This is a genomic window from Pseudomonas sp. PA-1-6B (assembly GCF_021609545.1).
GTDB lineage: Bacteria > Pseudomonadota > Gammaproteobacteria > Pseudomonadales > Pseudomonadaceae > Aquipseudomonas > Aquipseudomonas fluorescens_BV.
Map to the genome: position 1 here is coordinate 47,334 of NZ_WJZM01000010.1, position 13,957 is coordinate 61,290.

Consider the following 13,957-nt stretch of genomic DNA (forward strand, 5'->3'; position numbering starts at 1 on the left):
TGTAACTCGTACAGACGAGTTGTTGATTTAACTCGTACAGACGAGTACTTTTCCCTCCTCGGCGTGCTGCCAACGACTGCCACCCATAAAAACAATCACAGTGGAAAACGAGCATGAGCCACGACTATTCAACGATTGCCCGCGAGATCCTCGACAACCTCGGGGGCCGCGAAAACCTTGAGCAGGCTGCCCATTGCGTGACCCGCCTGCGCCTGGCGCTCAAGGACCCCAGCCTGGTCAACAACAGTGCCCTGAACCAGGTCGACCTGGTCAAGGGCTCGTTCTTTACCGGCGGCCTGTTCCAGGTGGTGATCGGCCCCGGCGAAGTGGAAAAGGTCTACGCCGCCCTGCGCGAACTGACCGGCCTTGCCGCTTCGACCATTGCCGACGTCAAGAAAGCCGGCGGCGACAAGGCCAACCCCATGCAGCGCCTGGTGCGGGTGTTCTCCGATGTGTTCATGCCGATCCTGCCCGCGCTGATCATCGCCGGCCTGTTGATGGGCGTGAACAACCTGATGGGCGCCAAGGGCATGTTCATCGAAGGCCAGACACTGCTGGAGGCCTACCCGAACCTGGATGGCCTGTGGAGCCTGATCAATCTGATGGCCAACACCTCGTTCGTGTTCCTGCCGGCGCTGGTGGGCTGGTCGGCGGCCAAGCGTTTTGGCGGCAGTGAAATCCTCGGCATCGTGCTCGGTTTGATGCTGGTGCACCCCGACCTGCTCAACGCCTGGAACTATGGCAAGGCGGTCGCCGGCCTCGATGGCCAGAGCCTGCCGTACTTCGATATCTTCGGCTGGTTCCAGATCGAGAAGGTGGGTTACCAGGGGCAGATCCTGCCGATCCTGATGGCCGCCTTTGTCATGAGCGTGATCGAGAAGTGGCTAAGGGCGCGGGTACCGAATGCCATTCAACTGCTGGTGGTGCCGATCACTACCATCGTTGTCACCGGTGTGCTGGCCCTGGCAATCATCGGCCCGGTGACGCGTCACCTCGGCATTCTGATTACCGAAGGCCTGGTCACCCTGTTTGAAATCGCACCTATGGTCGGCGGCGCGATTTTCGGCCTGCTCTATGCGCCGCTGGTGATTACCGGTATGCACCACATGTTCCTCGCCGTCGACCTGCAGCTTATTTCCTCCCAGGGCGGCACCTTTATCTGGCCGATGATCGTCATGTCCAACCTGGCTCAGGGCAGCGCCGCGCTCGGGGTGTTCTACATGACCCGCAATGCGCGGGACAAAAGCATGGCGTCCACCTCGGCGATTTCGGCTTATTTCGGCATCACAGAGCCGGCGATGTTCGGGGTCAACCTGCGCTTCAAGTTTCCGTTCTACGCCGCGCTGCTGGGCTCGGCGCTGGGCAGTATTTTCCTGTCGCTGAACAAGGTCACGGCCTCGGCCATTGGCGTCGGTGGGCTGCCCGGGTTTATCTCGATCGTGCCGAGTGCGATTCCAATGTTTGTGATCGGCATGGTGGTGGCGATGGTCGTGCCGTTTGCGCTGACGTGCATGTTGAGCATGAAGATCATTCGGCCTGGTTACCGGGTCGCCTGAAGATCGCTATCGCAGGCAAGCCAGCTCCCACAGTGATGTGTGAACACATTCAAGTGTGGGAGCTGGCTAGCCTGCGATGAGGCCAGAAGGGCCGACACTCAACTCTACTGAAGGAACCCACCATGCAAACCTGGCAACACTCGGTGATCTACCAGATCTACCCCAAAAGCTTCCACAGCCACGCGGGTAACGCCACCGGTGACCTGCTGGGCATCGTCGACAAGCTCGATTACTTGCACTGGCTGGGCATCGATTGCCTGTGGGTCACCCCCTTCCTGCGTTCGCCCCAGCGCGACAACGGCTACGACATCAGCGACTACTACGCCATCGACCCCAGCTACGGGACCATGGCCGACTGCGACTTGCTGATCAGCGAAGCGGCCAAGCGCGGGATCCGGTTGATGCTCGATATCGTGGTCAACCACACCTCCGTCGAGCACGAGTGGTTCCAGCAGGCACGCAGCAGCCTCGACAACCCTTACCGCGACTTCTACATCTGGCGCGACCAGCCGAACAACTGGGAGTCCAAGTTCGGCGGCTCGGCCTGGGAATACGAAGCGCAGACTGGCCAGTACTACCTGCACCTGTTTGACCATACCCAGGCCGACCTCAATTGGGACAACCCCAGGGTGCGCGCCGAAGTGTTCAAGATGATGCGTTTCTGGCGAGACAAAGGCGTGGGTGGTTTTCGCCTGGATGTGATCAACCTGATCTCCAAGCCCGCAGATTTCCCTGAAGACACCAGCGACGGCCGCCGCTTCTATACCGACGGCCCGCATGTGCACGAGTACCTGCAGCAAATGCACCACGAAGTCTTCGAAGGCCATGACCTGATCAACGTAGGCGAGATGTCGTCCACCCGCCTGGAACACTGCATTCGCTACTCGAATCCGGCCTCGAAAGAGCTGTCGATGACCTTCAACTTCCACCACCTGAAAGTCGATTACCCCAACCTGCAAAAGTGGGTAAAGGCCGATTTCGATTTCCTGCAACTCAAGCAGATCCTCTCCGATTGGCAGACAGGCATGCAGGCCGGTGGCGGTTGGAACGCGCTGTTCTGGTGTAACCACGACCAGCCGCGGGTGGTTTCGCGATTTGGTGATGACGGCGAATATCGCGTGGTCTCGGCCAAGATGCTTGCCACTGCGCTGCACTTTCTCCAGGGCACACCCTATGTGTACCAGGGCGAAGAGTTGGGCATGACCAATCCGGGCTTTGACAGCATCGAACAATACCGCGATGTGGAAACCCTGAATATCTTCCGACTCAAGCGCGATGCAGGAGAGTCCGAAGCATCGAGCATGGCGGCGATCATGCAGAAGTCTCGCGACAACGGGCGTACGCCGATGCAGTGGAACAGCCAGGCCAATGCCGGGTTCAGCCGTGGCGAGCCGTGGATCGGCATCCCGGCCAACGCCGCGCACATCAACGTCGAAAGCCAGCTGGATGACCCGGACTCGGTGCTGCATCACTACCGAGCATTGATCGCCCTGCGGCGCCGCGAGCCGCTGATCCAGCAAGGCGTTTATCGCCCGCTGCTGCAAGACCATCCCAAGGTTTGGGCCTACCTGCGTGAAGGCCAGGGCGAGCGCCTGCTGGTGCTCAACAACTTCTACGGCACGCCGTGCGAAATCCAATTGCCGGATCAGGTGATCAACGCGGCGTGCGAACAACGTTTGCTGATCAGCAACTACACCGACTGCCCGGTGCGTACGAGCACGGTGGTGTTGCGTCCTTACGAATCGTTTGTGCTGTACCTCAAGGGCTGAGCCGCCCTACCGGCAATCGCGTCACGCAAGACAGTAAGAAAAAACAATAAAAATAAAAGGAGCACTTCATGAAAACAACAATAAAGCTGGGCCTTGTCGCCTCGTGCCTCGCTGCGCCGTTTGGCGCCCAGGCTCTGGAATTCGCCGGTTACTTGCGCAGCGGCGCAGGCACATCGACCGGCAGTGGCAAGCAGCAATGCTTCCAACTGCCGGGGGCGCAAACCAAGTACCGCTTGGGCAACGAATGCGAGCAGTACGCTGAACTGGAATTGCGCCAGGACCTGCTGACCCTCGATGACGGTTCGGTGTTCAGCGTCGATGCCATGGCTTCCCTCTACAACAAGTACGACCGTGCCCTGAAATTCCAGGGAGAAAACAACGGTTCGGCGCGCATGCCGCAGATGTATGCGCAATGGTCCAACCTGCCCAGTCTCAATGGCGGTTCGCTGTGGGCCGGGCGGCGTTACTACAAGCGTAACGACATCCATATCTCGGATTTCTACTACTGGAACCAGAGCGCCACCGGCGGGGGAATCGAGGATGTGCTGATCGGCGGCTTGAAATACAGCTACGCCCTGTCACGCAAGGACAACTTGTACCAGAAGGAATACGCCACCCGTCACGACTTCAACGTCGCAGGTTTCAATACCAACCCGGGCGGCGAGCTGGAGCTTGGCTTGAGCTACATCGCCAGGGCCGGTGGGCGTGATACCAATAGCGGATGGGCGCTGACCGCGCAGCATGTGCAAGCGGCATTCCTGGGGGGCAAGAACAAGTTTGCCCTCCAGTACGGCGAAGGCCCAGGCACCGGCCTGGGTTATACCGGCAATACCGCGTTGGACAAAAGCAGCAAAAGCTATCGTGCCGTGGAGTTCTTCGACTGGCAGGTGACCCCGCGTTTCGGCGGGCAAGTCGAGGCGGTGTACCAGAAAGATGTGCGTCCAGGGCGCCAGGACCAGAACTGGATGTCGCTCGGTGTGCGTCCTGCGTATGCGCTCAGCGAGCAATTCAAACTGGTCACTGAGCTGGGGCACGATCAGGTCGAGGCCACCGGCGGTACGCGCAAATTGAGCAAATTTACCTTCGCCCCGACCTGGTCGCCCAAAGGCCCTGAGTTCTGGGCGCGGCCCGAAGTGCGGTTGTATTACACCTATGCGTCCTGGAACAAAGCGGCCAAGCGTGCGGCCAATGAGCTGGCGGCGGGCTCGGCGTTATCCGATACCGGCGCCTATGGCACCGCGCGGCATGGGTCGAACGTCGGTGTGCAGGTCGAATATTGGTGGAAGTAAGCCGGGCTCGTGTGGGAGCGGGCTTGCTGTGGCGAGGGAGCTTGCTCCCGCTCGACTGCGCAGCAGTCGCAGGCTTTTGGGGGCGCTTCGCACCCCAGCGCAAGCAAGCTTGCTCGCCACAGCAAGCCCGCTCCCACCTTTGATCTCAACCTTGCATCGGCTCAATGATTTTTAAAGAACAACACAAACAGGTGAAGTCATGACCACATCTCAACCCCTGGAACTGCTGGCACCCTTGTCCGGGGTTTTGCTGGCGCTGGATCAGGTCCCCGACCCGGTATTTTCCGGCCGCGTGATTGGCGATGGCCTGTGCATCGACCCCACCTCGCAGACCCTCTGCGCGCCGTTGGCCGGGGTGATCAGCAACATTCAGGACAGCGGCCACGCGGTCAGTGTCACCGCCGATAACGGAGTGCAGGTGCTGCTGCATATTGGCCTGGACACCGTGAACCTTGCAGGCCAGGGCTTCACCCGCCTGGTCGAGGAAGGCCAGCGGGTGGAGGCCGGGCAGCCGCTGATAGAGTTCGATGCCGACTATGTGGCGCTCCATGCACGCAGCCTGCTGACCTTGATGCTCATTGTGAGCGGCGAGCCGTTTGTGCCATTGGTGGCCGGTCAGGCGCTGGTCGAGTCCGGCCAGCCACTGGTGCAGGTCTCACCGGGGCCGATGCCCGCTGAGGTGGACGTGGAAGAGGGCAATGCGCTGTTTTCCAAGCCAGTGACACTGCCCAATGCCAGCGGCCTGCACGCCCGCCCTGCGGCGGTGTTTGCCCAGGCGGCGAAGGGGTTCAGTTCCAGCATTTTCCTGCACAAGCAAACCCTGAGCGCCAATGCCAAGTCGCTTGTGGCGATCATGGCGCTGCAGACCTCCCAGGGCGACAGCGTGCAAGTGAGCGCGGCGGGGGAAGATGCCGAGGCGGCAATCCAGGCGCTGGTGGCGTTGCTGCTCGACGGCTGTGGCGAGACGCTGCCGGTAGCGGTCGAGGCGATCAACGAGCCCGCCACGCCTGCGTCTTCTGCGTCCGTGTTGCGAGGCGTCTGCGCGTCGCCGGGCTCGGCGTTCGGCCAGGTTGTCCAAGTGGCTGAACCGGCGCTTGAGATTCCCGAAGCCGGTGCCGGAGAAACCTTCGAACGTACCGCATTGGCCCGTGGCCTGCGGGCGGCAAACGAGGCGCTGCAAGCGTTGCAGGCCAAGGCGGCCGGCAGTGCCCAGGCCGAGATCTTCCGCGCCCACCAGGAACTGCTCGAAGACCCGACCCTGCTTGAACAAGCCCATAGCCTGCTGGCCGAAGGCAAGAGCGCGGCCTTTGCCTGGAATACGGCCACGGTGGCGACCGCCAGGCTCTTCGAAGGCTTGGGTAAAACGCTGCTCGCTGAGCGTGCGGCGGACTTGGCCGATGTTGGCCAGCGCGTACTCAAGTTGATTCTGGGCGTGCCTGAGCGATCAATGGAGCTGCCGGAGTGCGCCATCCTGGTCGCCGAACAGCTGACGCCCTCACAAACCGCCGGCCTGGATGCCAGTAAAGTTTTAGGTTTCGTCACGGTCGCCGGTGGCGCGACCAGCCATGTGGCAATCCTCGCACGGGCGCTCGGCCTGCCGTCGATTTGCGGGGTGCCGAGCCAGGTATTGGCCCTGGCCAACGGCAAGCGGGTGCTGCTCAATGCTGACAAAGGCGAGCTGCACCTGGAACCGGACCTGGCTGAAATCGAACAATTGCAGGCAGTTCGCCAACAGCAAAAACAGCGGCTGCAACGTGAAGTGGCGCAGGCCTCACGGGCGGCGGTCACCCGCGACGGGCATCACGTCGAAGTCACCGCCAACGTCGCCTCGTTGCAGGAAGTGGAGCAATCCCTGACCCTGGGCGGGGAAGGCGTGGGCCTGCTGCGTTCGGAGTTCCTCTACCTGGACCGCAACCGCGCCCCGAGCGCAGAGGAGCAGGCCGACACCTACAGCGCCATCGCCCGCGCCCTCGGCACCGAGCGTAATCTGGTGGTACGTACCCTGGATGTGGGCGGCGATAAACCCTTGGCCTATGTGCCGATGGAAAACGAGACCAACCCATTCCTTGGCCTGCGCGGTATCCGCCTGTGCCTGGAACGCCCCGAACTGCTGCGTGAACAGATGCGCGCGATTCTTGCCAGTGCAGGCTTGGCGCGGCTGCATATCATGTTGCCGATGGTCAGCCTGCTGTCGGAGCTGCACCTGGCGCGCAAGATGCTCGAAGAAGAGGCGCTGGCCCTCGGGCTGACCGAGTTACCGAAGCTGGGCATCATGATCGAAGTCCCCAGCGCAGCGCTGATGGCGGATGTGTTTGCGCCCCATGTGGATTTCTTCTCCATCGGCACCAACGACCTGACCCAATACACCCTGGCCATGGACCGCGACCATCCGCGCCTGGCCAGCCAGGCCGACAGTTTTCACCCGGCCGTCCTGCGCCTGATCGACATCACCGTCAAGGCGGCCCATGCCCATGGCAAGTGGGTGGGCGTATGTGGTGCGCTGGCGTCCGAAACCCAGGCGGTGCCGGCGTTGATCGGCCTGGGTGTGGATGAGCTGTCGGTCAGCGTGCCGCTGATCCCCACCATCAAGGCCACCGTGCGCGAGCTGGACCTGCACGACTGCCAGCTCATCGCCCGCCAGGTATTGGGCCTTGAAGAAGCCGACCAAGTGCGCGAGGCCCTGCGCCTGTACCACGCGGCCACCGTTGAAACCTCACCTGTCGTGGAGCACTGAGCATGTTCGAGAAATTGCAGCGGGCGTTCTGGAAAGCCCTGACGCCTGATTTGGTGGCCGAGACGGTCACGCCGACGACGCCGAGCCTGTTGTCGGCCGATGTGGTGAGTGCATTGGGCGGGGAGGGGAACGTCACGTCACAGCAGCGCGTGGCACTCACGCGGGTGCGCGTGCAATTGAAGGAGGTGGGTGGGTTGGATGAGTCGGCGTTGAAGGCTGCCGGTGTCCCCGCAGTGATGGTACTGCCGGGCGGCGTGGTCCATCTGCTCACCGGCCTATAAGGCGACGATGATCCCATGTGGGAGCCGGGCTTGCCCGCGATAGCGGTGTGTCAGGCGCCGAATACCTTGACTGTCAGGCCGCCATCGCGGGCAAGCCCGGCTCCCACAGGGATTTGCAGTGTGCGGGCTGTCGTGATCAGAGTTGAGGGGTGTCTTGCGCAGGCTTGGTCTTGTCCACGCCCGGCACATGCAGGTTGCCTTCCACCACCTGGTTACCCTCTAACTGCGGCTGGGTCACCCAGGTGAGGATGTCGTAGTAACGCCGGATGTTCGCCACAAAATGCACCGGCTCGCCGCCGCGGGCGTAGCCGTATCGGGTCTTGCTGTACCACTGCTTCTGCGACAGGCGTGGCAGCATCTTCTTCACGTCCAGCCACTTGTTCGGGTTCAGGCCTTCTTTCTTCGCCAGGATGCGCGCGTCGTCCAGATGGCCGGTGCCCACGTTGTAGGCGGCGAGGGCGAACCAGGTGCGGTCGGGCTCGGCGATCTTGTCGTCCAGCTCATCCTTGATCCGGGCCAGGTACTTGGCGCCGCCCATGATGCTCTGCTTGGGGTCCAGGCGGTTGGACACGCCCATGGCTTGCGCGGTGTTCTGAGTCAACATCATCAGGCCGCGCACGCCGGTCTTGGACGTGACCGTGGGTTGCCACAGCGATTCCTGATAGCCAATGGCTGCCAGTAACCGCCAATCGACTTTCTCGGCCTTGGCATAGGCGCGAAAGTGCTTCTCGTACTTGGGCAGGCGTTGTTGCAAGTGCTGGGCAAAGGTGTAGGCGCCGACATAGCCGAGGACATCGACGTGCCCGTAGTAGCGGTCCTTCAGACGCTGCAAGGTGCCGTTCTTCTCGACCTTGTCCAGATAGCTGTTGATTTCGTTGAGCAGGCTGTTGTCGTCGCCTGCCGCCACGGCCCAGCTTTGATTGCTGGCATTGCCGAGGTCGAAGGCCACGCGCACGTTGGGGAAGTACACCTGGTTCATGGCGACTTCGTTGGAGTCCACCAGGGTCAGGTCGATTTGCCCTTCGTCGACCATGCGCAGCAAATCCACCACTTCCACCGCGTCGGATTCTTCGTACTCAATCGCCGGGTTCTGTTTTTTCAGCGCCGCCAGTTGCTCGGCGTGGGTGCTGCCCTTGAGCACCATGATCTTCTTGCCCACCAGGTCGGCGGCGTTGGTGGGGCGCGATTGGCCGTTGCGGTAGATGATCTGCGGGGTGACTTCAAGGTACGGGTGGGAGAAGCGCACCTGCTGCTGGCGCTGGTCGCTGCTCACCAGGCCGGCGGCGGCGAGTACCGGGCCATTGGGTTTGCCCAGCCGGCTGAACAGGTCGTCGAGGTTGTCGGCCGTCTCGATTTCCAGCTTCACTCCCAAGTCATCGGCAAAGCGCTTGACCAGTTCGTATTCGAAGCCGGTTTCACCGTTGCGATCCTGGAAATACGTAGCGGGACTGTTGCGAGTGACCACCCGCAATACGCCATCCTCCTTGATTCGCTCCAGTGTGCTGGGTTTATCAACACAGGCACTGAGCATCAGGAAGAGCAAGGTGGCGATGAGCCATTTGACGCATCGCAGGCGCGAAACAGTTGGGAAGAACATCTGCGCAGTATACGCAAACGGCTCACGGCGCCATATCTCGACAGCGGCGCACTTGTCTGCTAGCCAGCGTAAAACTGTGCTGCAGCCCGCAGAAACGGGGCTTGGCGAGCGATTGTGACGGTTAAAATAACTGCGCCCAATGCCCTGGATAACGCCATGATCGCAGGCAAAGCGTGCCAACTGACGTTCGGCGGCGGCCACCGGTAGCGTTTCGGGTGCCGTTGGCGAAGGTTTACGCTAGAATGCACGGCCTCAAAGCACACCCCTTCCCGAGGCTGTCCCGAAGATGTTGATCCTGCGCGGCGCTCCTGCCCTTTCTGCCTTTCGCCACAGCAAACTCCTTGAGCAACTGAGCCAGAAGGTTCCAGCTGTTACAGGCCTGTACGCTGAATTTGCTCACTTCGCCGACGTAACCGGCGTCTTGACCGCCGACGAACAGCAAGTGCTGGCACGCCTTCTGAAGTACGGCCCAAGCGTTCCCGTTCAAGAGCCGACTGGCCGCTTGTTCCTGGTTCTGCCACGGTTCGGCACCATCTCGCCCTGGTCGAGCAAGGCCAGCGACATCGCCCGCAACTGCGGCCTGGATAAAATCCAGCGCCTGGAGCGGGGGATCGCCTTTTACGTCGCTGGCCAGTTCAGCGATGCCGAAGCCGAGCTGATCGCCAGCAGCCTGCACGACCGCATGACCCAGATCATCGTCAGCCAGCTGGAACAGGCTGCCGGCCTGTTCAGCCACGCCGAACCCAAGCCGCTCACCGCGATCGACGTGCTGGGCGGTGGCCGTGCCGCCCTCGAGAAGGCCAACACCGAGCTGGGCCTGGCCCTGGCCGAAGACGAGATCGACTATCTGGTCAACGCCTTCACCGGCTTGAAGCGCAACCCTCACGACATCGAACTGATGATGTTCGCCCAGGCCAACTCCGAGCACTGCCGTCACAAGATCTTCAACGCCAGTTGGGACATCGACGGCCAAAGCCAGGAAAAAAGCCTGTTCGGCATGATCAAGAACACCTACGTGATGCACAGCGAAGGCGTTTTGTCGGCTTATAAGGACAACGCCTCGGTCATTGTCGGCTCCGTCGCCGGTCGCTTCTTCCCGGACCCGGAAACCCGCCAGTACGGCGCGGTGCAGGAGCCGGTGCACATCCTGATGAAGGTTGAAACCCACAACCACCCGACCGCGATTGCCCCGTTCCCGGGCGCAGCCACCGGTTCGGGCGGCGAAATCCGTGACGAAGGCGCCACCGGCCGTGGTGCCAAGCCCAAGGCGGGCCTCACCGGTTTCACCGTGTCCAACCTGCAGATTCCGGGCTTCGAACAGCCGTGGGAAGTGCCGTACGGCAAGCCTGAGCGCATCGTCACCGCGCTGGACATCATGATCGAAGGCCCGTTGGGCGGCGCCGCGTTCAACAACGAGTTCGGGCGCCCGGCGCTCACCGGCTACTTCCGGACCTTCGAGCAGTCCATCACCACCCCGCGTGGCGATGAAGTGCGCGGCTACCACAAGCCGATCATGTTGGCTGGCGGCATGGGCAACATCCGTGAAGAGCACGTCAAGAAAGGCGAGATTCTGGTCGGCTCCAAGCTGATCGTGCTCGGCGGCCCGGCGATGCTGATCGGCCTGGGCGGCGGTGCGGCCTCTTCCATGGCCACCGGCACCAGCTCGGCCGACCTGGACTTCGCTTCCGTACAGCGCGAAAACCCTGAGATGGAGCGCCGCTGCCAGGAAGTCATCGACCGTTGCTGGCAGTTGGGTGACAAGAACCCGATCAGCTTCATCCACGACGTCGGCGCCGGCGGTTTGTCCAACGCCTTCCCGGAACTGGTCAACGATGGCGACCGTGGTGGCCGTTTCGAACTGCGCAACATTCCAAACGACGAGCCGGGTATGGCCCCGCACGAAATCTGGAGCAACGAATCCCAGGAACGCTACGTACTGGCCGTCGGTCCTGAAGACTTCGCACGCTTCCAGGCCATCTGCGAACGCGAGCGTTGCCCGTTTGCCGTGGTCGGCGAAGCTACTGCCGAGCCGCAACTGACCGTCACCGACAGCCACTTCGGCAACAGCCCGGTGGACATGCCATTGGAAGTGCTGCTGGGCAAGGCCCCGCGCATGCACCGTTCGGCGGTACGTGAAAGCGAGCTGGGCGATGATTTCGACCCAAGCACGCTGGACCTGGCCAACAGCATCGAACGCGTGCTGCACCATCCGGCCGTGGCGAGCAAAAGCTTCCTGATCACCATCGGCGACCGCACCATCACCGGCCTGGTTGCCCGTGACCAAATGGTCGGTCCATGGCAGGTGCCGGTCGCCGACGTTGCCGTCACCGCCACCAGCTTCGACGTGTACACCGGTGAAGCCATGGCCATGGGCGAGCGCACGCCGCTGGCCCTGCTGGACGCTCCGGCGTCGGGTCGCATGGCCATTGGTGAAACCCTCACCAACATCGCGGCCTCGCGTATCGGCAAGCTGTCCGACATCAAGTTGTCGGCCAACTGGATGTCCGCTGCCGGCCACCCAGGTGAAGATGCGCGCCTGTACGACACGGTCAAAGCTGTCGGCATGGAGCTGTGCCCGGAACTGGGTATCACCATTCCGGTGGGCAAGGACTCCATGTCCATGGCCACCCGCTGGAACGAAGACGGCACCGACAAGAGCGTCACGTCGCCGCTGTCGCTGATCGTCACCGGTTTTGCGCCGGTCACCGACATCCGCCAGACCCTGACCCCGCAACTGCGCATGGACAAGGGTACCACCGACCTGATCCTGATCGACCTGGGCCGTGGCCAGAACCGCATGGGCGCTTCGATCCTGGCGCAAACCCATGGCAAGCTCGGCAAACAGGCTCCGGACGTCGACGACGCCGAAGACCTCAAGGCCTTCTTTGCCGTGATCCAGGGCCTCAACGCCGACGGCCATCTGCTGGCTTACCACGACCGTTCCGACGGTGGTTTGCTGACCAGCGTTGTCGAAATGGCCTTCGCCGGTCACTGCGGCCTGAACATCGTGCTCGACAGCGTTGCCGAGGATGCTGCCGAAATCAACGGCATCCTGTTCAACGAAGAGTTGGGTGCAGTGATCCAGGTACGCCAGGACGCGACCCCAGACGTGCTCGCGCAGTTCAGCGCCGCTGGCCTGGCCGAGTGCGTGGCGGTGATTGGCCAGCCGATCAACAACGGCGAAGTCAATATCTCCTTCAACGGCGACACGGTCTTTACCGGTCAGCGCCGCTTGCTGCAACGCCAGTGGGCCGAGACCAGCTACCAGATCCAGCGTCTGCGCGACAACGCCGACTGCGCCGAGCAGGAATTCGACGTGATCCTGGAAGAAGACAACCCGGGCCTGAGCACCATGCTCAGCTTCGACGTCAACCAGGACATCGCCGCGCCTTACATCAAGAAGGGCATTCGTCCACAAGTTGCCGTACTGCGTGAGCAGGGCGTCAACGGCCAGGTGGAAATGGCCGCGGCGTTTGATCGCGCCGGCTTCAATGCGATCGACGTGCACATGAGCGACATCCTCGCCGGTCGCGTTGACCTCAACGAGTTCAAAGGCCTGGTGGCCTGCGGTGGTTTCTCCTACGGCGACGTGCTGGGTGCCGGTGAAGGCTGGGCCAAGTCGGCCCTGTTCAACAGCCGTGCCCGCGATGCGTTCCAGGGCTTCTTCGAACGCAACGACAGCTTTACCCTGGGTGTGTGCAACGGTTGCCAGATGATGTCCAACCTCAGCGAACTGATCCCGGGCAGCGAGTTCTGGCCGCACTTTGTGCGTAACCGTTCCGAGCAGTTCGAAGCCCGTGTCGCCATGGTGCAGGTGCAGGAGTCCAACTCGATCTTCCTGCAGGGCATGGCCGGTTCGCGCATGCCAATCGCCATCGCCCACGGTGAAGGCCACGCCGAATTCAGCAGCGAAGAAGCGCTGCTTGAAGCCGACCTGTCCGGCACCGTAGCCCTGCGTTTCGTCGACAACCACGGCAAGGTCACCGAAAGCTACCCGGCCAACCCGAACGGCTCGCCGCGCGGGATCACCGGCCTTACCAGCCGCGACGGCCGCGTGACCATCATGATGCCGCACCCGGAGCGCGTGTTCCGCGCCGTGCAGAACTCGTGGCGTCCGGAAGAGTGGAACGAAGACGGCGCCTGGATGCGCATGTTCCGCAACGCTCGCGTGTGGGTGAACTAAGGCCGTGTACAAGCTCGCCTTCTTCGTGCCCGACAGCCATGTGGAGACGGTGAAAACCGCCGTCTTCACCGCTGGCGGCGGGCGCATCGGCGACTACGACAGCTGCGCCTGGCAAGTGCTGGGCCAGGGCCAATTCCGCGCCTTGGACGGCAGTCAGCCGTTTATCGGGCAGGTGGGCCAGGTTGAAGTAGTTGAAGAGTGGAAGGTTGAGTTGGTGGTGGCAGATGAATTGATCGTGGCCGCTGTGGCTGCGTTGAAGCTCAGCCATCCCTATGAGACACCTGCGTATGAGGTGTGGCAGTTGGCGGATTTTTGATTCGTTAATTGTGTAAACAAGAAACCCGCTGGGCCAGTTTGGTCAGCGGGTTTTTTGTTGGTTGTAAATGCCAATCGCAGGCAAGCCAGCTCCCACATTTGGCCCAGTTGTCAGACCATACATCAATCCCATGTGGGAGCTGGCTTGCCTGCGATGGCGTCGGCGCAAGCGCCTCAGAACTTTCCGACAAGCCTTTCAGGTTGTCCCTCGGAACCTGTCTCCCTAGCCTCAA

At 61.8% G+C, this 13,957-nt stretch carries 8 protein-coding genes; 7 read left to right on the top strand and 1 reads right to left on the bottom strand.

Annotation, left to right across the window (positions count from 1 at the left end):
* Positions 1-113 precede the first annotated feature (113 nt).
* The 5 genes from treP (at position 114) to GIV35_RS07655 (ending at position 7,629) form a co-directional block, all read left to right on the top strand.
* Positions 114-1,556, top strand: a complete 1,443-nt coding sequence (gene treP, locus GIV35_RS07635) for a PTS system trehalose-specific EIIBC component (protein WP_236264833.1) — start codon at positions 114-116, stop codon at positions 1,554-1,556.
* Between the two features lie 122 nt (positions 1,557-1,678).
* Positions 1,679-3,325: an alpha,alpha-phosphotrehalase gene (gene treC / locus GIV35_RS07640; protein WP_236264834.1), complete on the top strand. Its 1,647-nt coding sequence runs from the start codon at positions 1,679-1,681 to the stop codon at positions 3,323-3,325.
* Between the two features lie 68 nt (positions 3,326-3,393).
* Entirely contained in the window at positions 3,394-4,614 is a 1,221-nt protein-coding gene (locus GIV35_RS07645) for a maltoporin (protein WP_236264835.1), read from the top strand.
* Positions 4,615-4,813: 199 nt separating this feature from the next.
* Positions 4,814-7,348, top strand: coding sequence for a phosphoenolpyruvate--protein phosphotransferase (ptsP, locus tag GIV35_RS07650; RefSeq protein ID WP_236264836.1), 2,535 nt, complete (start codon positions 4,814-4,816; stop codon positions 7,346-7,348).
* 2 nt (positions 7,349-7,350) lie between these two features.
* Positions 7,351-7,629 carry a PTS transporter subunit EIIB gene (locus GIV35_RS07655; protein WP_105228338.1) on the top strand — a complete coding sequence of 93 codons (279 nt, stop codon included), beginning with the start codon at positions 7,351-7,353 and terminating at the stop codon, positions 7,627-7,629.
* 136 nt (positions 7,630-7,765) lie between these two features.
* On the opposite strand, the gene mltF is transcribed toward GIV35_RS07655, so the two are convergent.
* Positions 7,766-9,226: a membrane-bound lytic murein transglycosylase MltF gene (mltF, locus tag GIV35_RS07660; RefSeq protein ID WP_202692389.1), complete on the bottom strand. Its 1,461-nt coding sequence runs from the start codon at positions 9,224-9,226 to the stop codon at positions 7,766-7,768.
* A gap of 286 nt (positions 9,227-9,512) precedes the next feature.
* Here mltF and purL point away from each other — a divergent pair, with 286 nt between their 5' ends.
* A complete protein-coding gene (gene purL / locus GIV35_RS07665; protein WP_072447211.1) occupies positions 9,513-13,409 on the top strand; it encodes a phosphoribosylformylglycinamidine synthase in 3,897 nt (1,298 codons plus the stop codon).
* A 4-nt stretch (positions 13,410-13,413) separates the two neighbouring features.
* Complete coding sequence (locus GIV35_RS07670) at positions 13,414-13,725, top strand: NGG1p interacting factor 3 protein, NIF3 (protein ID WP_047711711.1); 312 nt, start codon at positions 13,414-13,416, stop codon at positions 13,723-13,725.
* Positions 13,726-13,957: the final 232 nt, after the last annotated feature.